The organism is Kitasatospora sp. Ki12, from assembly GCF_054601375.1.
The window spans coordinates 1,448,634-1,468,823 of the sequence record NZ_BAAIHT010000003.1; the positions used below are offsets into that span (position 1 = coordinate 1,448,634).

A 20,190-nucleotide genomic window follows, 5' to 3' on the forward strand; every position below is an offset into this window, starting at 1 on the left:
GGAAGCGAACAGCTGACAGAGTTCAGCGGACAGATGATGAAATCTGTCCGCTGAACTCTGTTCGCTGACATCTGTTCGCTGAGCTCCGCCGGCCGAACCCCGCCGACCGCCCCCGCCTACAGCGCGGTGCGCTCCACCCGGCGGCGCTTGATGGTGCGGAAGCGGCGGGCCACCTGGCGGGCGAGGTCGGCGGCGCCGACCAGACCGGCCTCGTTGCCGAGCGCGGCGTGCACGATCGCGGCCTCCGGGCGGAAGCCGCGCCCGGTGAGGGTGCGGCGGAAGGTGTCCCGGGCCGGGCCGAGCAGCAGGTCGCCGGCCTCGGAGACGCCGCCGCCGATGACGAAGCGGCCCGGGTCCAGACCGGCGGCCAGGTTGGCGATGCCGACGCCGAGCCAGGTGCCGACCTCGTACAGCAGCTCGATGGCGGTCGGGTCGCCCTCCCGGGCGGCCTCGGTGACCAGCGGGCCGGTGATGCCCTCGACCGTGCCGCCCGCCCGGGCGAGCAGCGGCTGCACCACCGGGGACTCCTCGGCGACCAGCTCCCGGGCGTCGCGCACCAGCGCGTTGCCGGAGGAGTACTGCTCCCAGCAGCCTCGGTTGCCGCACGGGCAGCGGTGGCCGCCGGGCAGCACCTGCATGTGCCCGAACTCGCCCGCCAGGCCGTACTTGCCGCGGTCGACGTAGCCGTCGCGGACCACCGCGCCACCGATGCCGGTGCCCAGGGTGAGCATCACCATGTGGTCCTCGCCGCGCCCGGCGCCGAAGCGCCACTCGGCCCAGGCGGCCGCGTTGGCGTCGTTCTCGACGATCACCGGGAACCGCAGCCGCGAGCTGAGCGCCTCCTGGAGCGGCTCGTTGCGCCAGTTGAGGTGCGGGGCGAACAGCACCCGGGAGCGTTCGGCGTCGACCCAGCCGGCCGCGCCGATACCGACGGCGTGGACGTCGTGCCGGTCGGCGAGCTGCAGCACCAGCTCGACGATGACGTCCTCGACCACCTTGGGGCTCTTGCTCTTGTCCGGCGTGTCGGTGCGGAGCTTCTCCAGCACCTTGCCCTCGCCGTCCACCACTCCGGCGACCACCTTGGTGCCGCCGATGTCGATACCGATGGTGGGCAGTCGCAGTATCCCCGCCGGCAGGGCGCGGCGGCGGCGCTCGGCGCGCGGGCCGAGGCCGAGCAGCGCGGGCAGGACGGGCGGCCGGGTGCTGCCTTGAGGGGTGGTCACGGCTGCGAGCGCTCCTCACGGGAGTCGGGAAGGGAGTCGGAAAGGGGGTCGGAGGGAGAGTCGGGAAGACCGGGGCGGGCCAGCTCGTGCGAGAGCTCGGCGAGGTCGGAGCCGCCGGCCATCTCGGTGGTGAGCTGTTCCAGGCCGATCTCGGCCCGCGGGTGGCTGCCCGCCATCCGGCCCCGCTTGAGCAGGGTGAAGTGGTCGCCGACCAGGTACGCGTGGTGCGGGTTGTGGGTGATCAGCACGACCCCGAGCCCGGCGTCGCGGGCGGCGGTGACGTACTTGAGCACCACACCGGACTGCTTGACGCCGAGCGCGGCGGTGGGCTCGTCCAGGATCAGCACCTTGGCGCCGAAGTGCACCGCGCGGGCGATCGCCACGCACTGGCGCTGGCCGCCGGAGAGGGTGCCGATCGGCCGGTCCACGTCGTGCAGGTCGATGCCGAGCTTGGCGAGCGCCTCCCGGGTGGTGGCGCGCATGCCGTCGGCGTCCAGGCGCAGGCCGCCCCAGCGGCGCAGGCCCTGCTCGGCGCCGAGGAAGAAGTTGCGCCAGACCGGCATCAGCGGGACGACGGCGAGGTCCTGGTAGACGGTGGCGATGCCGCGGTCCAGGGCCTGGCGCGGGGAGTCGAAGCGGACTTCCTCGCCCTCCAGGGTGTAGGTGCCCTCGTCGTGCCGGTGCAGCCCGGAGATGATCTTGATCAGGGTGGACTTGCCGGCGCCGTTGTCGCCGAGCACGCAGCTGATCTCGCCGGCCCGCAGGGTCAGTGAGACGTCCTGGAGCGCCCGGACGGTGCCGTAGCTCTTGCCGACGCCTTCGAGGGAGAGGAGTTCGCCGTTCATCGGTCCGTCAGTCTTCGCTTCGTCGATCTTCGTCTCGCCGCTCATCGCGGCCCCCGTTCGGCCCGGCGCTTCACGTAGGCGTTGAGCAGCGCGGCCAGCAACAGCATCGCGCCGAGGAAGAACTTGAACCAGTCGGGGTTCCACTGGGCGTAGATGATCCCCTTGCTCGCCATGCCGAAGATCAGCGCGCCGAGCGCGGAGCCGACCACCGAGCCGTAGCCGCCGGTGATCAGGCAGCCGCCGATGACGGCCGCGACGATGTAGATCAGCTCGTTGCCGACGCCCTCGCCGGACTGCACGGTGTCGAAGGAGAACAGCAGGTGCTGGCCCAGCACCCACGCGCCGAAGCCGACGCCCAGGTAGAGCAGGGTCTTCGTCCGGGCGACCGGCACGCCGACCGCGCGGGCGGCGGCCGCGTCGCCGCCGACGGCGAAGATCCAGTTGCCGAAGCGGGTGCGCATCAGCACCCAGCTGCCGATCACCAGCAGGCCGAGCCACCACCAGACGGTGGCCTTGATCGTCAGGCCGCCGACGGTGACCTCGGAGGCGAACAGCCGGCGGCAGGTCTCGAAGCCCTCCATGTCGGCGATCGACTTGGTGGAGACGGTGCCGGAGATCGCCTTGGTGAGGCCCAGGTTGGCGCCGGTCAGCATCAGGAAGGTGCCGAGGGTGACGATGAAGCTGGGCAGCTTGGTGCGCCCGAGCATCCAGCCGTTGAACCACCCGATCGCCAGCGTGGTCGCGAGCGAGACGAGCACGCCGACCCAGGTCACCGCGGTGAACTGGTACGAGACCATCGACGAGGTCAGCGCGGCGGTGGTGACCAGCACGCCGGCCGAGAGGTCGAACTCGCCGCCGATCATCAGCAGCGAGACCGGCACCGCCATGATCCCGATGGTGGAGGCCGCGTACAGCACGGTGCCCAGCGAGGAGACCCGCAGGAAGGGCTCGGCGACGACGGCGAAGACCAGGAAGACCGCGACGGCGGCGATCAGCGAGCCCAGCTCGGGCCGGGCGAGGATCCGCCGCAGGGCCGCCGGACGGTCCTGGACGAGGCCGTCCTGGGCGAGGAGGTCCGGGCTGCTCACCTGGTCCCCCTCGCGACGTACTCGGCGAGCGCGTCGGCGTTGTCCTTGGTGAGGATCTGCGGGCCGGTCTCGACGGGCTTGCCGCCGCCGAGCATGTCCAGGTTGGACCGGTACAGCCAGAGCAGGTCGACGCCCTCGTAGCCCTGGAGGTAGGGCTGCTGGTCGACGGCGAAGCCGACGCTGCCGGACTTGAGCCCGGCCACCACCTGCTGGCCGAGGTCGAAGGTGTCCAGCTCGACCGGGCGGTGGGTGTCCTGGATCGCCTGCAGGCCGGTGGCGGCCATCGAACCGGAGAGGGTGAGCACGGTGTCGATGGCCGGGTCGGCCTGGAGCTTGGCGGAGATCGCGGCGCGGGCGTCGGGCATGTCGACACCGTTGACGTAGAGCACCTGGAAGGAGCCGGCGGCCTTGGACTGGGCGCCCGAGCAGCGCTGCTCCTGGCCGACGTTGCCCTGCTCGTGGATGACACAGAGCACGTTCTTGCGGCCGCGGGCGGACAGCTGGGTGCCGGCCGCCTGGCCGGCGGTGGACTCGTCCTGGCCGATGTGGGTGAGCGCGCCGAACTTCTGCGAGTAGTCCTGGCCGGAGTTGATGGTGATCACCGGGATCCCGGCCGCCTTCGCCTTGGCGAGGACGTCGGCCATGGCGTCGCCCTTGGCGAGGGTGACCAGCAGGCCGTCGACCTTCTGGTCGATGGCGGCCTGGACGAGCTGGACCTGGTTCTGGGTCTGCGCGTCGTTGGAGTACAGGAAGGTGATGTTGTCCTTGGCAGCGGCCTGCTCGGCGCCCTTGCGCACGGTGTCCCAGAAGGCGTCGCCCGGGCCGGAGTGGGTCACCATGGCGACCTTCCAGCGGGGCGTGGTGACGGCGCTGCCGCCGGCGGCCGCGGCCTTGGCCCGGGCCTCCTCGGCGCGTCTGCCTCCGGTACTGCTGCAACCGGCCGCGGTGACCGCGAGGGCCAGGACGGCGCACACGGGCCACAAGCGGCGGGACAAACGAAAGCGGCTTCTGCTCATCCCTATAGTCTCCCTGGCCGGGTCGCACGGACTCACACCGCCTCGCCCAGCGGCGCGAACGGCCCGGAAGGTAAGGTGCCCCGGGGGACCTTTCCTGGAAGTTCGCTGAACATCTGGCCCGGACGACCGCCGTCCGAGTGACAGACTGGGCGCCGATCCGAAGGGGGTTCATCACACGTACGTGATGTTCCTCTCAGGTTCCGCACAGATTCGGACGGCAACCGATCATCGGTTATCGGCCGTCTGATGCCATTGACGTGCGTTCGGGCGACTGGGGCCCGGGCGGCGAGCGACCCGGATACGAGAACTCGATGGAACTGACAGGCACGCCATTCTTCCTCCTCACCGTCATCCTTGTGCCGGTGTCCATCACAGTGGCGCTTCTGTTCTGGGGGAAGGTCGGCGGCCCCCAGCCGGTGAAGACCCTCACCCGGATCGTCATGATCATGTTCTGCCAGGTCACGGCCGTCCTGATGGTCTTCGTGATGGTCAACAACGCCAACCTGATCTACGGCAACTGGGACGACCTGCTCGGCACCGGCAACCACGTCCGCGCCGTGCCCCCGATCCCGCCGGCGGACCCGGGCACCAACCCGGGCGGCGGCGGTGACGCCGCCAAGGAGCCGCCGAAGGTGAAGCAGAGCTTCGGCGGCGTGAACGACCCGGCGGTGCCCAACGACGTGCAGAAGACCGAGCTCAAGGGCCAGGTCTCCGGCGTCGACGGCGAGGTCCTGGTCTGGCTGCCGCCCCAGTACAACGACCCGGCGTACAAGGACAAGAAGTTCCCCGTGGTCGAGCTGATCCCGGGCTTCCCGGGCTCCTCCTCCACCTGGTACGGCACGCTCAAGGTCTCCGAGCAGCTCAAGCCGCTGATGCAGCAGGGCAAGGTCGCCCCGTTCATCCTGGTCTCGCCGCGCACCCTGCTGCTCGGCAGCAGCCAGGACGCGGGCTGCACCGACATCGCCGGCAAGATCAACGCCGACGCCTGGATCACCCGGGACGTCCCGCAGATGGTGCTGGACAACTTCCGCGCCGACCCGTCCTCGGACCGCTGGGCGATCGCCGGCTACTCGGCCGGCGCGCACTGCGCGTCCAAGCTGGCGCTGGCCCACCCCAACCGCTACCGGGCCGCCATCTCGATGTCCGGCTACAACGACCCCGCGACCGAGAAGGACTCGCTGGTCGGCAAGGACCCGAAGCTGCGCGACGCCAACAACCCGGTCAACATCCTCAAGGCCGCCCAGCAGCCGCCGAAGGTCGCCATGCTGATCAGCGGCGCCAAGGGCGACGGCTACGAGGACGGCGAGGCGATCCGCGCCGCCGCCAAGGCCCCGACCACCGTCCAGGTCGAGGAGGGCACCGGCCCGCACACCACCGAGATGTGGAAGAAGATGGTCCCGGGCGCCTTCCAGTGGCTGACCTCGATCATCCCGGCTCAGTAGCGGCGGAGCAGCAACAGACGACCGTACGACGAGGGCCCGCCGCGATCGCTTCGCGGCGGGCCCTCGTCGTGTGCCATGGAGGCGGCCGGCCCGTCGACCGGCCCGTCGACCGGCCGGTCCGTCAGGCGGCCGGTCCGTCAGGCCAGTTCCAGCGCCAGGTAGAAGTCCACCCGGTCCTCCAGCCGGGAGAGGTCACGCCCGGTCAGCTCCTCGATCCGGCCGATCCGGTAGCGCAGGGTGTTGACGTGGACGTGCAGCTGCGCGGCGCAGCGGGTCCAGGAGCCGTCCGAGCGCAGGAAGGCCTCCAGGGTGCGGACCAGGTCCGCCTGGTGCTCGATGTCGTACGCGATCACCTTGTCCAGCAGCCGGCTGCGGAAGGCGCGGCGGACCTCGTCCGGGACGGCGGCCAGCAGCAGGACGTGCGAGGCGAGTTCCTCGGGGCCCGCGACGCAGACCCGGCCGACCCGGGAGGCGGCGATCCGGCGGGCGTGCCGGGCCTCCTCCAGGGCGCCGCGCAGGCCGCCGGCCTCGGAGGCGGGGGCGGAGACGCCGAGGGTGATCCGGCCCTCGGAGCCGAGGCCGGCCTCCAGCGGGGCGAGCAGGTCGCGCAGGGCGTCGGCGGGCACCGGGCTGTCCGGGGCGGGCAGCACCACGACCGCGCCGGTGCCCGTCCCGGCGACCAGGGCGCGGTCGCCGGTGACGCCGAGCGCCTCCTCCAGGACGGCCCGGACGGTGCCCTCGGGCAGGCCGGTGCCCTCGGCGCTGAGGATCAGCCAGGAGCCCTCCCCGGCCTGGGACTTGGACTCGGGGCTCTCGTAGCGGGCGGCCATCGCCGAGGAGGCGTACAGGGTGCGGCTGATCTCGGCCGGATCGGCGTCGCGGCGCAGCAGGGCGAGCACCTCGTCGGCGAGGCGGCGGCGCAGCCGGCGGCCCTCGTCGCGGCGGTGGCGTTCGGCGGCGACCAGGCGGGCGAGGTTCTCGGCGAGCTGCTGGCGCTTGGTGGTCCACTCGGTGACGTCGCCGGCCACCACGAGCATCCAGTCGGCCAGCGGAGTGCCGGACTGCGACACCTCCTGCTCGGCGGACGCGGAGGCGGAGGACGCGGAGGCGGCGGCGGGCAGCAGCGAGTAGGAGCCGGCCGCCAGCCGGGCCCGGTGCGGGGGCCGGCGGCGCTGGCGCTGGGCGGCGAGGTGGGCGCGGACGAGCTGGTCGCGGTCCTCGGCGGAGAGCCGGTCGGCGGGGCCGGCGATCACCGCGCCGGTGGGGGCGAGCACCCAGCAGTCCAGGTCGAGGTCGCCGCCGAGCAGGTCCAGCACCGCGTCCAGGCCGCCGCCGCCGGCCGCCGAGACCAGCAGCCGGTGCCGGTCGACCAGGGCGGCGAGGTCGGCGGCGCGGTCGGCGGAGACCTGGCGGCCGATGAACTCGGTGACGGTGCCGAAGGCGATGTCGTCGGGGACGGCCAACAGCGGCATCCGGTGCCGGCGGCAGGCCTCGACCAGGTCCTCGGGCACCGGGCCGACCTCGGCCTCGCCGGCCGCGAGGGCGACCGCGCCGCCGGCCGCGATGGTCCGCACGAAGCGCTCGGAGTCGGCCGGGACGGTGCGCCAGAGCATGCCGGTGAGCACCAGTTCACCGCCGTGCAGGTACCGGCCGGGGTCCTGCAGGTCCGTCGTCATCACGCCGCTGACCTGCCGGTCCAGCTCTTCCTCGGCCGCGAGCAGGCGCAGTCGCGGGGCGCCGGGGGCGAGCAGGTCACGGACACGCATCCGCGGACTCCTTCGTGCTGGATCGGGGCAGATCGGGGGGATCTGGAGGGGGGATCTGGAGAGGGCTCGGAGGTCGGATCGGGGGGAGGGTGGGGGCCGGGCCTTCGGTCCGGGGGTCACAGTGTGCCCGAACATCCGTGCTCGGTGTTACGTACCAGCGGGCGGCCGCGTCACGGGCCCGTAGCCCTCCCGTCACGGCCGGATTACGGTCGTAGGTAACACTCGGCGGAGACCTGGACTGCGAAATTCTGCTCCTTAGAGGAACGTACAGGATGCCGGGCGGGACCACAGCCGGGGCTTCATGCCATCGGTGACTGCCAGTGGCCCCCGTCACAGGAGTTCACTGGGCGACACGCCGCCGGACACCCGGCGGGCGACGACTTGAGGAGACACCCGCATGGAGTTCCTTCGGCCCGCCACCTGGGACGAGGCACTCGCGGCGAAGGCTGAGTACCCGACCGCGCTGCCCATCTCGGGCGGCACGGACGTCATGGTCGAGATGAACTTCGACGTGCACCGGCCATCCGCGATTCTCGACCTGAACCGCATCACCGAGCTCACCGAATGGTCCAACGACGGCAGCGTCGTCAGGCTCGGCGCCTCGGTCCCCTACACCCGGATCATCGAGGAGCTGTCCGGGCCGCTGCCCGGGCTCGCGCTGGCGGCGCACACCGTCGGCTCGCCGCAGATCCGCAACCGCGGCGGCGTCGGCGGCAACCTCGGCGGCGCCTCCCCGGCCGGTGACGCGCACCCCGCGCTGCTGGCGGCCGGGCGGGACGTGTTCGTGGAGGCCGCCTCGGTGCGCGGCACCCGGATGATCCCGATCGACGAGTTCTACGTCGGCGTGAAGCGCAACAGCCTGGCGGCGGACGAGCTGATCCGGGCGGTGCACATCCCGGTGGCGGACGGCCCCCAGCAGTTCTCGAAGATCGGCACCCGCAACGCCATGGTGATCGCGGTCTGCGCGTTCGGCTTCGCCCTCCACCCGAAGAACGGGACGGTCGGCACCGGCATCGGTTCGGCCGCCCCCACGCCGCGCCGCGCCGTCGAGGCCGAGGAGTACCTGCGGGACGTGCTCGCCGAGCGCGGGCTCTGGGAGTCCGGCGACCTGCTGGGCGCCGAGGTGGTCCAGCGGTTCGGCGAGCTGGTGAAGGCCGCGGCCTCGCCGATCGACGACGTCCGGGGCACCGCCGAGTACCGGCGGCACTCCCTGGCCGTGATGGCCCGCCGCACCCTCACCTGGTGTTGGAACGACTACAGCAAGCAGATCAGGAGTGCGGCATGAGGGTCACTTTCACCGCCAACGGCAAGCCGGTCGAGGCCGACGACGTGTGGGAGGGCGAGAGCCTGCTCTACGTACTGCGCGAGCGGGTCGGCCTGCCGGGTTCGAAGAACGCCTGCGAGCAGGGCGAGTGCGGCTCCTGCACGGTGTACCTGGACGGCGTCCCGGTCTGCTCCTGCCTGGTCGCGGCCGGCCAGGTGCAGGACCGCGAGGTCCGCACGGTCGAGGGCCTGGCCGCGGAGGACGGCGAACTGGGCCTGGTCCAGCAGGCGTTCATCGACGCCGGGGCCGTCCAGTGCGGGTTCTGCACGCCCGGTCTGCTGGTGCAGACCGACGCCCTGCTGGAGTCCGACGCCCAGCCGAGCGACAACGACATCCGCGAGGCGCTGTCCGGCAACCTGTGCCGCTGCACCGGCTACGAGAAGATCATGGACGCGGTGCGGCTCGCCTCGGCCCGCAAGTGCGCCGGGAAGGGTTCGGCATGACCACGCGCACGATCCAGGGCCAGAAGAACCTGCAGAACATCAACCAGGCGTCCAAGGACGGCATCGGCGGCTCGCCGCTGCGCCCGGACGGCAACCTGAAGGTCAAGGGCGAGTTCGCCTACTCCTCGGACCTGTGGCACGAGGACATGCTGTGGGGTATGGCGCTGCGCTCGCCGCACCCCCGCGCCAACATCCTCTCGGTGGACATCTCCGAGGCGCTCAAGGTGCCCGGCGTGTACGCGGTGCTGACGCACGAGGACATCCCCGGCGCCAAGTACTACGGCCTGGAGATCCAGGACCAGCCGGCCCTGGCCATCGACAAGATCCGGTACCACGGCGAGGCGATCGCGCTGGTCGCCGCCGACCACCCGGAGACGGCCCGCCGCGCGGTGAAGAAGATCGCGGTCGAGTACGAGGTGCTCACCCCGATCGTCACCGAGGAGCAGTGCCTCGACCCGGAGACGCACGGCTACGTCCACGAGCCGCACGAGTACAAGTCCCACGCGTACGGCAACGTCTGCCACGAGCAGCGGCTGGTCTCGGGCCTCGGCGTGACCGACGAGGTACGGGCGCTGGCCGACGTCATCGTCAGCGGCGACTACGAGGTCGGCATGCAGGACCAGGCCTTCCTCGGCCCCGAGTCCGGCCTGGCCGTGCCCGCCGAGGACGGCGGCATCGACCTCTACATCGCCACCCAGTGGCTGCACGTGGACCGCGAGCAGATGGCCCCCGTGCTCGACCTGCCCGAGGAGAAGGTCCGGCTCACCCTGGCCGGCGTCGGCGGCGCCTTCGGCGGCCGCGAGGACATCTCGATGCAGATCCACGCCTGCCTGCTGGCCCAGCACACCGGCAAGCCGGTCAAGATCGTCTACTCCCGGGACGAGTCCTTCTACGGCCACGTGCACCGCCACCCGGCCCGGATGCACTACGAGCACGGCGCCACCCGCGACGGCAAGCTGGTCTTCGCCGACTGCCGGATCGTGCTGGACGGCGGCGCGTACGCCTCCGCCTCGCCGGCCGTGGTCGGCAACGCGGCCTCGCTCGGACACGGCCCGTACGTGATCCCGAACGTGAAGATGCACGCCATCGCGCTCTACAGCAACAACCCGTCCTGCGGGGCGATGCGCGGCTTCGGCGCGGTGCAGGCCGCGTTCGGCTACGAGTCGCAGATGGACAAGCTGGCGGCCGAACTGGGCATGGACCCGGTGGAGTTGCGGCAGCTGAACGCGATGTCGGAGGGCGACTTCATGCCCACCGGCCAGCAGATCGACTCGCCCGCGCCGGTGGCCGAACTGCTGCGCCGGGTCAAGGACATGCCGCTGCCGCCGCCGCTGGACACCGAGCACCTGGACGTGCGCCAGCTGCCCGGCGCGCTGTCCAACACCTCGCACGGCGAGGGCATCGTCCGGGGCGTCGGCTACTCGGTCGGCATCAAGAACGTCGGCTTCTCCGAGGGCTTCGACGACTACTCCACCGCCCGGGTGCGGCTGGAGGTCATCGGCGGCGAGCCGGTCGCCATGGTGCACACCGCGATGGCCGAGGTCGGCCAGGGCGGCGTCACCGTGCACGCCCAGATCGCCCGCACCGAGCTGGGCGTCGAGCAGGTCACCATCCACCCGGCCAACACCGAGGTGGGGTCGGCCGGTTCGACCTCCGCGTCGCGCCAGACGTACATGACCGGCGGCGCGGTGAAGCTGGCCGCCGAGGCCGTCCGGCGGGAGCTGATCGAGAAGGGCCGCCGCCGCTACGGCTGGACCCACCAGGACATCACGCTGGCCGGCGGCAAGGTCGTCTCGGAGAGCGCCGGCGTCCTGGTCTCCATGGTGGACCTGCTCGGCGACGAGGCCGTCGACCTCACCCGCGAGCACCACCACCGGCCCACCCAGGCCTTCGACAAGGAGACCGGACAGGGCTTCGGCCACGTCCAGTACACCTTCTGCGCCAACCGCGCGGTGGTGGACGTCGACGTGGAGCTGGGCCTGGTCAAGGTGGTCGAGCTCACCGCCGTCCAGGACGTCGGCAAGGCGCTCAACCCGCTCTCCGTGGTCGGCCAGATCCAGGGCGGCTGCACCCAGGCGCTCGGCCTGGCCGTGATGGAGGAGATCATCGTGCGGGACGGCAAGGTCCGCAACGCCTCCTTCACCGACTACCTCATCCCCACCATCCTGGACACCCCGCCGATCCCGGTGGAGATCCTCGAACTGCCCGACCCCCACGCGCCGTACGGGCTGCGCGGGGTCGGCGAGGCGCCGACCGTCTCGGCGACGCCGTCCATCGTGGCCGCCATCCGCAACGCCACCGGACTCGCGCTCAACCGGATCCCCGTCCGGCCGGAGCACCTGACCACCGAACAGCCCGGCTGAACCCGGAGGTTCACGCTTCCCCGGGGCGGCGACCGTCTTCCCCGCCGCCCCGGGGCACCACCCCACACCCGCTGCCCCACCCACGCCGGGGCTCCGCAGCGGTGCGCACCACTCGCGAACACCCATTCGTGAACGCACCACCAGCAGCACCAGCAATCGCAATCGCACCGCGGGCACTCCCCCTCATCGAAGTGCCCCTCAGTGAGTCGATACGTCCCCCTACGCCGCTTCGTTGACCGGCAGTCAGGTCGGCTCGCCCACCCCAACCCCCTTTGACACTTGGGAGTGGACATGACCAGGATCCCCACGGAGCCCGGCACCACAGAAGACAGACCCGCCGAGGACGACACCCACCCGTCGACCCCGGCAGCACGCTCGAACAGCGCACTGGACGCCTACTTCAAGATCTCGGCCCGGGGCTCGACGCTCGCCAACGAGCTACGCGGTGGTCTCACCACCTTCATGGCGATGGCGTACATCATCCTGCTCAACCCGCTCATCCTGAGCGGCGCGGACGTCACCGGCGTCAAGCTGGACCACGCCGCGCTCACCACCGCCACCGCCCTGGCGGCGGCCGTCACCACCATCCTGATGGGCGTCGTCGGCAACGTGCCGCTCGCCCTCGCGGCCGGCCTCTCGGTCTCCGGCGCGGTCTCCGCACTCGTCGTCCCGCACACCACCTGGGCCCAGGCCATGGGCCTGTGCGTGATCTACGGCCTGCTGATCGTCCTGCTGGTGGTCTCCGGACTGCGCGAGAAGATCATGAACGGCATCCCGCTGCCGCTCAAGCACGCGATCACCATCGGCATCGGCCTGTTCGTCACGGTGATCGGCCTCTACAAGGCCGGGTTCGTGCACACCGGCGGCCCCACCCCGCTGTCGCTCGGCCCGAGCGGAGAGCTGGCCGGCTGGCCGGTGCTGATCTTCTGCGTCACCCTGCTCGCGATCTTCGTCCTGATGGCCCGCGGCGTCCGCGGCGCCATCCTGATCGGCATCGCCGGCGGCACCGTGCTCGCGGTGATCGTCAACCAGGTCGCGAACGTACCGGCCGCCGCCTGGAAGAACTCCGTCCCGGTGTGGCCCGGCAGCCCGGTCTCCGCCCCTGACTTCAGCCTGTTCGGCCACGTCGACCTGTTCGGGGCCTTCGGCGGCAAGGGCATGGGGGCGATCAGCGCCTCGGTCGCCGTGTTCACCCTCGTCCTGGCCGGCTTCTTCGACGCGATGGCCACCATCATCGGCGTCGGCACCGAGGCCGGACTGGCCGACAAGCAGGGCCGGATGCCCGGACTGTCCAAGGCGCTGTTCATCGACGGCGCCGGCGGCGCGGTCGGCGGCCTGGCCGGCGCCTCCGGCCAGACCGTCTTCGTCGAGTCGGCCACCGGCGTCGGCGACGGCGCCCGCACCGGGCTCGCCTCCGCCGTCACCGGCGGACTGTTCGCGCTGATGCTGTTCTTCTCGCCGATCGCCGGCATCGTGCCGGTCGAGGTGGCCTCCGCCGCCCTCGTCGTGATCGGCTCGATGATGATGAGCCAGGCCCGGCACATCGACTGGTCCGACCGCGAGGTGGCCATCCCGGCCTTCCTCACCTGCGTGCTGATGCCGTTCACGTACAGCATCACGGCGGGCGTCGCGGCAGGCGTCATCTCGTACACGGTCATCAAGGCCGGGGTCGGACGCTGGCGCGAGCCCGGGGTGCTGATGTGGATCCTCACCGGGGTGTTCGTGCTGTACTTCGCGCTCACGCCGATCAAGTCCTGGCTCGGCGTGCACTAGCGCCGGCGCCGGCGCACTGCGCCGGCCTGCTGACCTGCGGACCTGCTGCACCGCCTTGACGCACCACCGCCGCCGTACGGGATCGTTTCCCGTACGGCGGCGTCCCCCGCTACTGTCGAACCGTGTAAGGAGCATGCGCCATGCAGGACATCGCCGAGCAGCTGCAGGCCTGGCACACGGCCGGGCGCGCCTTCGCCGTGGCCACCGTGGTCGGCGTCTCCGGCAGCGCTCCGCGCGACCCCGGCGCGGCCCTGGCCGTGGACACGGACGGCGAGGCGATCGGCAGCGTCTCCGGCGGCTGCGTCGAAGGCGCGGTGTACGAGCTGTGCCAGGCCGCGATCGAGAGCGGCGAGCCGGTGCTGGAACGCTTCGGCTTCAGCGACGAGGACGCCTTCGCCGTCGGCCTGACCTGCGGCGGGATCCTCGACGTGTTCGTCCAGCCGGTCGTACCCGGAACCGACCCCGGACTGGACGCCGGGATCGCGCACATCGCCGACGGGACGCCGGTGGCCCTGGCGCGGGTGATCGACGGCCCGGCCGGACTGCTCGGCGCCACCCTCGCCGTCACCGCCGACGGCGTCTCCGGAGCGCTCTCCGTCGGCCCGACCACGGTCGGCGCGCTGGAACGGGCGATCGTCGCCGAGAGCCGGGCCATGCTGGAGGCCGGACGCACCGGCCGACTCGTCCTCGGCCTGGACGGGCGCCCCTGCGACGAGCACGGGCAGGGCACCGTCACCTGCTTCGTCGAGTCCTACGTGCCCGCGCCGCGGATGCTGGTATTCGGGGCCATCGACTTCGCGGCCGCGGTGGTGCGGATCGGCAAGTTCCTCGGCTACCACGTCACCGTCTGCGACGCCCGGCCCGTCTTCGCCACCGCCCGCCGCTTCCCCGCGGCCGACGAGGTCGTCGTCGACTGGCCGCACCGCTACCTCGACTCCCAGCTCGGCCGGATCGACGGCCGCACCGTGCTCTGCGTCCTCACCCACGACGCCAAGTTCGACATCCCGCTGCTGGAACGCGCCCTGCGGCTGCCGGTCGGCTACGTCGGCGCCATGGGCTCGCGACGCACCCACCGGGACCGCGAGGCCAAGCTCCGCGAGGCCGGGCTGACCAGCGCCGAACTGGCCCGGCTGCGCTCCCCCATCGGCCTCGACCTGGGCTCGCGCACCCCCGAGGAGACGGCCGTCTCGGTCGCCGCCGAGATCATCGCCCACCGGCGCGGCGGCAGCTGCCTGCCGCTGAGCGCCGGGGACGGACCGATCCACCACGACACGGACCTGCCCGCCGCCCCGGCCGAACCCCGGGAGCCCCGGAGCCACGCCGCCTGAGTCACGTTGCGTGGCCACCGGGGCGGCGGGACGCTGGAGTTGCGGACTCACCCCGAGCCCGGGGAAGGAGCGGGACGATGCGCGCCCTGCTGGAAATCGAACTCGACACCGAGGCCGGCAACAAGGCCATCACCGACGGGAAGATGGCGGAGGGCATCCAGCAAGCCCTGGCCCAGCTGAAACCGGAGGCGTCCTACTACTTCGCCCGCAACGGGCACCGCACGATGATCGCCGTCATCGACATCGCCGACGAGGCCTCGATCCCGTCCATCGCCGAGCCGTTCTGGCTCCAGTCGAACGCCAGGGTCGACATCCACCCGTGCATGAACGCCGACGAGCTCATGGAAGGCCTACGGCGGCTGGGCTCCTGAGAGCCGGATCAGTCGCTCAGCGCCAGCTTCACGCCGAACCCCACCACGACCGCGCCGGTCACCCGGTCCATCAGCCTGCGCGCGGCCGGCCGGCGCAGCCAGCCGCGCAACACCCGGGCGAAGCCCACCAGGACCGTCGACCAGAGCAGCCCCTCCACGACGTGCACGCAGGTCAGCGCCACGCCGGCGGCGAAGTGCGGGACGCCGGCGGGGATGAACTGCGGCAGCACGGCCACGTAGAACACCCCGACCTTGGGGTTCAGCAGGTTGGTCAGCGTGCCCCGTCGCCAGCCGTGCCCGAACCCGCCCTCCTGCTGCTCGTCCTCGGCCGCCGCATCGGCGCCCCGGGCACGCAGCATCCCGACGCCCATCCACACCAGGTACGCGACGCCCGCCCAGCGCAGCACCTCGTACGCCACCTGCGAGGCGGTCAGCAGCGCCGTCACCCCCGCCGAGGTCAGCGTCCCCCACGCCAGCGTCCCGGTCTGGATCCCGAGCACGACCCCCCAGGCCTGCCTCCGCCGCCCCGACGCGGACGTCCGCAGGACCAGGGCCGTGTCCAGCCCGGGTGTCAACGTCAGCAGCCCCACGACGAGGGCGAAGGACCACAGCGCGGTTGTCATCTCCATGGCCCCGGATGCTCTCACAGCCCCCCGACAGTGCCCCGGGCGGCGTCAGTCCGCGGTACCCGGCGGCACGACCCACTCGGTCGGCTGACCGGTGACGGCGGCGATCATGTCGTAGTCGCCGTCGTAGTGGAGCACGGTGGCGCCGTGGCGCTCGGCAGTGGCCGCGATGACGAGGTCCGCGACCGACGGCGCCCGCCAGTTGCCCCCGGTGGTGAGCATGGCCTGCACCTCGATTGCGCGGTCCCAGACCTCGTCAGGGGTGGGCAGCCAGTCGAAGCCGCTCAAACCTTCCCGGATCCGAAGGGCGTCGGCCTTGGACCGGGCGCTGTGCATGATCTCAAGCTCGACAGCCCCGCAGATCGCGACCACTCCCCTGATGATCAGGGGCTTGAGGACCGTCCTCACCGCCGGCTTGGAGAAGCGGGCAAAGGCCGACTTGTCGATCAGGAAGCGCTCACTCACCCTCTTCCACCGGCCCGGTGAGGTCGGGCAGCCCACCCTCGGCGAGCCAGGCCATGAAGGCCTCGCGCTTGCGGCGCTTCACCACATCCTCAAGTGCGGCGTTGACGGTGGCGACCTTCGTCGTCGTACCGAAGATCTCGGCCGCCTCAGCGAGCAGTTCGTCGTTGACGTCTATCACGGTACGGGCCATGGTCGACCTCCCGGAGCGGGCCTGCGATATCAATACCGAGAATACTTGATATCACGGGCCCCACTGGTCCGTTCCGGTGATATTCGCCCGGTCAGGTGATGTTGAGGCGGGCGGCGAGGCGGAGGAGGCCGGGGCTGAGGCGGGAGAGGAGGCGGGCGGCCTTGGCCTCGGGGGTGACCGGGACGATGGACTTGCCGGTGCGGACCGCCGCGAGGATGGCGGTGGCGACCTTCTCCGGGGGGAAGCCGCGGCGGGCGTAGAGCTTGGCGGCGCGGGCCTGCTTGGCGGCCTGTTCGGCGGAGGAGGTGGCGGAGAACGTGGAGGTGCGGGTGATGTTGGTGTTGACGATGCCCGGGCAGATGGTGGAGACGCCGATGCCGTGGCCGACGAACTCGGCGCGCAGGCAGTCGGAGAGCATGAAGACGGCGGCCTTGCTGGTGGCGTAGGCGGTGAGCGCCTTCGAGGGCAGGTAGGCGGCGGCCGAGGAGACGTTGACGATGTGGCCGCCCTGGCCGCGGTCGGCCATCAGGGTGCCGAAGGCGCGGCAGCCGTGGATCACGCCCCAGAGGTTGACGTCCAGGACCCGCTGCCACTCCTTCTCGGTGGTCTGCAGGAAGGTCCCGGAGTGGCCGATGCCCGCGTTGTTGACCACCACGTCGGGCACCCCGTGCTCGGCGGCGACGGTCTGCGCGAAGGCGTCCACCGCGGCGCCGTCGGAGACGTCCACCCGGTAGGCGTGCGCCGCCGGGCCGATCAGCGAGGCGAGTTCGGCGGTGCGCTCGGCGGCCGCGAGGTCGAGGTCGCAGACCACCACCCGGGCGCCTTCCTCGGCGAAGGCGAGCGCGGTGGCCCGTCCGATGCCGCTGCCGCCGCCGGTCACCACGACCAGCCGGCCGTCGTCCAGCGCGGGTGCCCCGCCGGCGGCCGCGTCGGCGCTCCCCGGCTCGTTGCGGGCGGTGAACTCGCGGACCATCCCGGCCACAGTGGCTCCCTTCTCCAGCAGCGCCGACCAGTGGCCGGCGTGCAGCGTCCTGCGGGTCAGCTTCGGCGCCCAGCGCTCCAGGCCCTCGGAGAGGTAGGTGCCGACGTAGCGGTCCCGGGTGAGGGTGATCAGCTGGACCGGCACCTCGGTCGGCCGCTCGCGCGGACTGCCCATGGTCGGGCGGAAGTTGGCCCGGTACAGCTCGATGCCGCGGACCGCGTCGCGGCGCAGGCTGCGCTGCGGGTGGTCGGCGCGCGGGGTGACGTGCTCCAGGCCGCGCAGCACCCGCGGCCAGGCCCGGGCGAGGCCGAGGCGCCAGACGCCGGGGGCCAGGTAGGGCAGGTGGAAGGCGGTGATGTACCAGGAGTGCAGGCCCTGGTGGAGCAGCTGCCCCAGGTGGCGCGGGGTGGGGCGGCGCAGCCGGTGGCGCAGCCAGTACCCCATGTGGTCCAGGCTGGGGCCGGACATCGTGGTGTACGAGGCGATCCGGCGTTCGGCGCCCGGCGCGGTGACGGCCTCCCAGGACTGGATCGAGCCCCAGTCGTGGGCCACCAGGTGGACCGGGCGGTCCGGGCTGACCGCGTCGGCGACGGCGAACAGGTCCTCGGCCAGGTGCTCCAGCCGGTAGCCGTCGCGGTCCGCGGGGACGCCGGACTCGCCGGCGCCGCGCACGTCGTAGCGGACCACGTGGTGGTCGCGGGCGAGGTCGGCGGCGATGTCGTCCCAGACGGCGTGGGTGTCGGGGTAGCCGTGGACGAGGAGGACGGTGGGGGCCTCCGGGTCGCCCTGCTCGAAGACGGCGAGCGGCAGGCCGCCGGAGTGGACGGTCCGGCGGCTGGTCCGGGGGGTCGTCGGGGGCGTCGTCGGGGGCGTCATTGGGTGGCCTCCAGGGCGGTCGGCGCGGTGGCGGTCGGGTCGGCCGCGTGCGGCGCGGTGGCGGACGGCTCGGTGGCGGCAGTCTGCTCCGTCGTCGCGTCGGTGGTCCAGCGGCGCACGTGGGGAAGGTCGTCGTCCAGCCAGTAGGCGTCGTCCTCGGTGACCACCAGCAGCTCCTCGAACTTGATGCCCACCCCGCGGAAGCCGATGTGCGGCTCGACCGCCCACAGGCCCGGGGTGGGCGCGTGCCGGGACGAGCGGCCGTCCGCCCAGAGCGGCGAACGGCCGTGCAGGCGCTCGGAGATGAGCTCGCGCCCGAGGGTCTGCAGGGTGCGCACGCCGAAGCCGAAGACGTTCACCCCGGCCGGGCCGCGGGTGACGGTGCGGGTGACCTGGTGGCCGATCACCCGGCCCGGGTAGACCTGGTGGCGGTTGTCGTAGCCGTGCGCGGCGAGCTGCGCGTCCACCGCCGCGTACACCTCGTCGAGCGGCTTGCGGGCCCGCACCTCGGCGAGGATCAGCTCGCGGTAGACCTTGAGGTCGGCGGCCAGGCGGTCCCAGATCCGGTTCTCGCCGACCTTGCCGCCGTAGCCGATGTCCGCGGTGTAGCCGTCCACGACGGGCGCGCAGTCCAGCACGTACGGCATGCCCTCCTCCAGGCGGCGGTTGCCGGCGAAGAACTGCAGCGGGGTGTGGAAGTGCCGGAACGCCGTACGGTCGCCGAACCAGGCGAAGGGGACGTGGAAGAAGTCCTCCACCCCGGCGGCGACCAGGCAGCGGCGCAGCTCGGCGGTGGCCTGCCGCTCGGTGACGCCGGGCTCGATCCACGCGGCGACCTGTTCGGCGCAGTGGTAGGCGAGTTGCTGGGTCTCGCGGAACCGGGCGAGGTCGCGCTCGGTGTAGCGGAAGGCGGGGGTCGCGTTCGCCATGGCGGGGGCTCTCCTTCTAGACGTCGAGCACGAGGGTCTCGCCCTCGGCGGCCCGGGAGACGCAGGGCAGCAGGGCGCCGTCGGCGCGCTGCTCGGGGGCGAGGCGGCGGTCCCGGTGGTCGGGCGAGCCGGCCAGCACCCGGACCTCGCAGGTGCCGCAGAAGCCCTGGTGGCAGGAGTACGGGAGGTCCGGGCGGGCCTCGCGCAGCACGTCCAGGGCGGACCGGTCGGCGGGCACGTCGAGGGTCGGGCCGTCGGCGCCGAGGCGGACGGCGAAGGGCGCGCCGTCGGTGATCGGCGCCGCGCCGAAGCGCTCGAAGTGCAGGGCGGTGGCCGGCCCGCCGGACCCCACCGGGCCACCGTCCAGGGCCCGCTGCACGGCGGTGAGCATCGGGGCGGGGCCGCAGCAGTAGACGGCGGCGCCGCGCGGGGCGTGGGCCAGCAGCTCGGCGCCGGTGGGGACGCCGCCGTGCTCGTCGTCGGTGCGCAGCACCACGCGGTGCGGGTCGAGGGCGCGCAGCTCGTCCGCGTACGGGAGGGTGTCGGCGCTGCGGCCGACGTGCACCAGGCGCCAGTCCAGACCGTGCCGCTGCGCCTCCCGGGCCATCGGGAGCAGCGGGGTGATGCCGATGCCGCCGGCCAGCAGGAGGACGGCGGGTTCGGCGCAGAAGGCGAAGCCGTTGCGCGGGCGGCGGGCGGTGATCCGGGTGCCGGGGTGCAGGGTGTCGTGGATCTCGACGGACCCGCCGCCGCCTCCGGGCAGCCGCCGGACGGCGATGCGGTAGCCGGCGCGGTCGGCCGGGTCGCCGCTGAGGGAGTAGTGGCGCTCGCGGCCGGAGGGCAGGGTGAGGCGCAGGTGGGCGCCGGGCTGCCAGGCCGGCAGCGGGCCGCCGGAGGGGTCGGCGAGCCGCAACTCGATGACGTCGGCGGCGAGTTCGCGGCGCGCTGTGACGACCAGCTGCAGCGGCGGGAGGGGGCGGCTGAGCGGACGGCGGGGGTTGCGGCGCAGCAGGGGGCCGCCGAGGGCCTGCACGTAGCGGTCCTGGAGTGCGGTGAGGCCTCGCAGGAAGCGGTCCGCGCGGGGACGTCCGTAGAGGTCGGGGGGCGGGGTGAGCAGGTCCATCCGGCGGTCCTTGGCGT

At 72.4% G+C, this 20,190-nt stretch carries 18 protein-coding genes; 7 read left to right on the forward strand and 11 right to left on the reverse strand.

Annotated features, from left to right (window positions below; translation table 11 throughout):
- Positions 1-116: 116 nt before the first annotated feature.
- From ACYP53_RS36955 to ACYP53_RS36970, 4 genes are read right to left on the reverse strand one after another with little or no spacing between them, the layout of a single operon-like run.
- The gene (locus tag ACYP53_RS36955; protein ID WP_459650965.1) at positions 117-1,178 is read right to left on the reverse strand and encodes an ROK family glucokinase; all 1,062 of its coding nucleotides are present in this window, start codon (positions 1,176-1,178) and stop codon (positions 117-119) included.
- A 41-nt stretch (positions 1,179-1,219) separates the two neighbouring features.
- Positions 1,220-2,068, reverse strand: coding sequence for an ATP-binding cassette domain-containing protein (locus ACYP53_RS36960; protein ID WP_189914084.1), 849 nt, complete (start codon positions 2,066-2,068; stop codon positions 1,220-1,222).
- A gap of 41 nt (positions 2,069-2,109) precedes the next feature.
- Positions 2,110-3,156, reverse strand: coding sequence for an ABC transporter permease (locus ACYP53_RS36965; RefSeq protein WP_189913713.1), 1,047 nt, complete (start codon positions 3,154-3,156; stop codon positions 2,110-2,112).
- On the reverse strand, positions 3,153-4,172 hold the full coding sequence (locus tag ACYP53_RS36970; RefSeq protein ID WP_189913714.1) for a substrate-binding domain-containing protein: 1,020 nt from the start codon (positions 4,170-4,172) through the stop codon (positions 3,153-3,155). Before ACYP53_RS36970 ends, ACYP53_RS36965 begins: the two co-directional genes overlap by 4 nt.
- A 362-nt stretch (positions 4,173-4,534) precedes the next feature.
- Here ACYP53_RS36970 and ACYP53_RS36975 point away from each other — a divergent pair, with 362 nt between their 5' ends.
- Positions 4,535-5,614 carry an alpha/beta hydrolase gene (locus ACYP53_RS36975; protein ID WP_459650620.1) on the forward strand — a complete coding sequence of 360 codons (1,080 nt, stop codon included), beginning with the start codon at positions 4,535-4,537 and terminating at the stop codon, positions 5,612-5,614.
- 137 nt (positions 5,615-5,751) lie between these two features.
- Here ACYP53_RS36975 and ACYP53_RS36980 read toward each other — a convergent pair whose 3' ends face one another.
- Positions 5,752-7,380 (reverse strand): PucR family transcriptional regulator, encoded by a 1,629-nt coding sequence (locus ACYP53_RS36980; RefSeq protein WP_189913716.1) that lies wholly within the window; start codon positions 7,378-7,380, stop codon positions 5,752-5,754.
- A gap of 397 nt (positions 7,381-7,777) precedes the next feature.
- Between ACYP53_RS36980 and ACYP53_RS36985 the strand changes: the two genes are divergently transcribed.
- The 6 genes from ACYP53_RS36985 to ACYP53_RS37010 all read left to right on the forward strand — a co-directional run bounded on the left by ACYP53_RS36985 (position 7,778) and on the right by ACYP53_RS37010 (position 14,982).
- Positions 7,778-8,665, forward strand: coding sequence for an FAD binding domain-containing protein (locus ACYP53_RS36985; protein ID WP_189913717.1), 888 nt, complete (start codon positions 7,778-7,780; stop codon positions 8,663-8,665).
- Complete coding sequence (locus ACYP53_RS36990) at positions 8,662-9,147, forward strand: (2Fe-2S)-binding protein (RefSeq protein WP_189913718.1); 486 nt, start codon at positions 8,662-8,664, stop codon at positions 9,145-9,147. The genes ACYP53_RS36985 and ACYP53_RS36990 overlap by 4 nt, the downstream gene beginning before the upstream one ends.
- On the forward strand, positions 9,144-11,510 hold the full coding sequence (gene pucD, locus ACYP53_RS36995; RefSeq protein WP_189913719.1) for a xanthine dehydrogenase subunit D: 2,367 nt from the start codon (positions 9,144-9,146) through the stop codon (positions 11,508-11,510). The genes ACYP53_RS36990 and pucD overlap by 4 nt, the downstream gene beginning before the upstream one ends.
- 291 nt (positions 11,511-11,801) lie before the next feature.
- Positions 11,802-13,283 carry an NCS2 family permease gene (locus tag ACYP53_RS37000; protein WP_459650621.1) on the forward strand — a complete coding sequence of 494 codons (1,482 nt, stop codon included), beginning with the start codon at positions 11,802-11,804 and terminating at the stop codon, positions 13,281-13,283.
- 140 nt (positions 13,284-13,423) lie between these two features.
- Positions 13,424-14,611: an XdhC family protein gene (locus ACYP53_RS37005; protein WP_459650622.1), complete on the forward strand. Its 1,188-nt coding sequence runs from the start codon at positions 13,424-13,426 to the stop codon at positions 14,609-14,611.
- Positions 14,612-14,688: 77 nt separating this feature from the next.
- Positions 14,689-14,982 (forward strand): hypothetical protein, encoded by a 294-nt coding sequence (locus ACYP53_RS37010; protein ID WP_459650623.1) that lies wholly within the window; start codon positions 14,689-14,691, stop codon positions 14,980-14,982.
- Between the two features lie 8 nt (positions 14,983-14,990).
- Here the strand turns inward: ACYP53_RS37010 and ACYP53_RS37015 are convergent, their stop codons facing one another.
- The 6 genes from ACYP53_RS37015 to ACYP53_RS37040 form a co-directional block, all read right to left on the reverse strand.
- Positions 14,991-15,611 (reverse strand): LysE family translocator, encoded by a 621-nt coding sequence (locus tag ACYP53_RS37015; protein WP_459650624.1) that lies wholly within the window; start codon positions 15,609-15,611, stop codon positions 14,991-14,993.
- A 45-nt stretch (positions 15,612-15,656) separates the two neighbouring features.
- The gene (locus tag ACYP53_RS37020; protein ID WP_189913724.1) at positions 15,657-16,073 is read right to left on the reverse strand and encodes a PIN domain nuclease; all 417 of its coding nucleotides are present in this window, start codon (positions 16,071-16,073) and stop codon (positions 15,657-15,659) included.
- Positions 16,066-16,263, reverse strand: coding sequence for a type II toxin-antitoxin system VapB family antitoxin (locus ACYP53_RS37025; protein ID WP_459650625.1), 198 nt, complete (start codon positions 16,261-16,263; stop codon positions 16,066-16,068). Before ACYP53_RS37025 ends, ACYP53_RS37020 begins: the two co-directional genes overlap by 8 nt.
- A gap of 91 nt (positions 16,264-16,354) precedes the next feature.
- Positions 16,355-18,121, reverse strand: a complete 1,767-nt coding sequence (locus ACYP53_RS37030) for an SDR family oxidoreductase (protein WP_459650626.1) — start codon at positions 18,119-18,121, stop codon at positions 16,355-16,357.
- The gene (locus tag ACYP53_RS37035; RefSeq protein WP_459650627.1) at positions 18,118-19,050 is read right to left on the reverse strand and encodes a M24 family metallopeptidase; all 933 of its coding nucleotides are present in this window, start codon (positions 19,048-19,050) and stop codon (positions 18,118-18,120) included. Before ACYP53_RS37035 ends, ACYP53_RS37030 begins: the two co-directional genes overlap by 4 nt.
- A 16-nt stretch (positions 19,051-19,066) precedes the next feature.
- The gene (locus ACYP53_RS37040) at positions 19,067-20,173 is read right to left on the reverse strand and encodes a PDR/VanB family oxidoreductase (protein WP_459650628.1); all 1,107 of its coding nucleotides are present in this window, start codon (positions 20,171-20,173) and stop codon (positions 19,067-19,069) included.
- Positions 20,174-20,190: the final 17 nt, after the last annotated feature.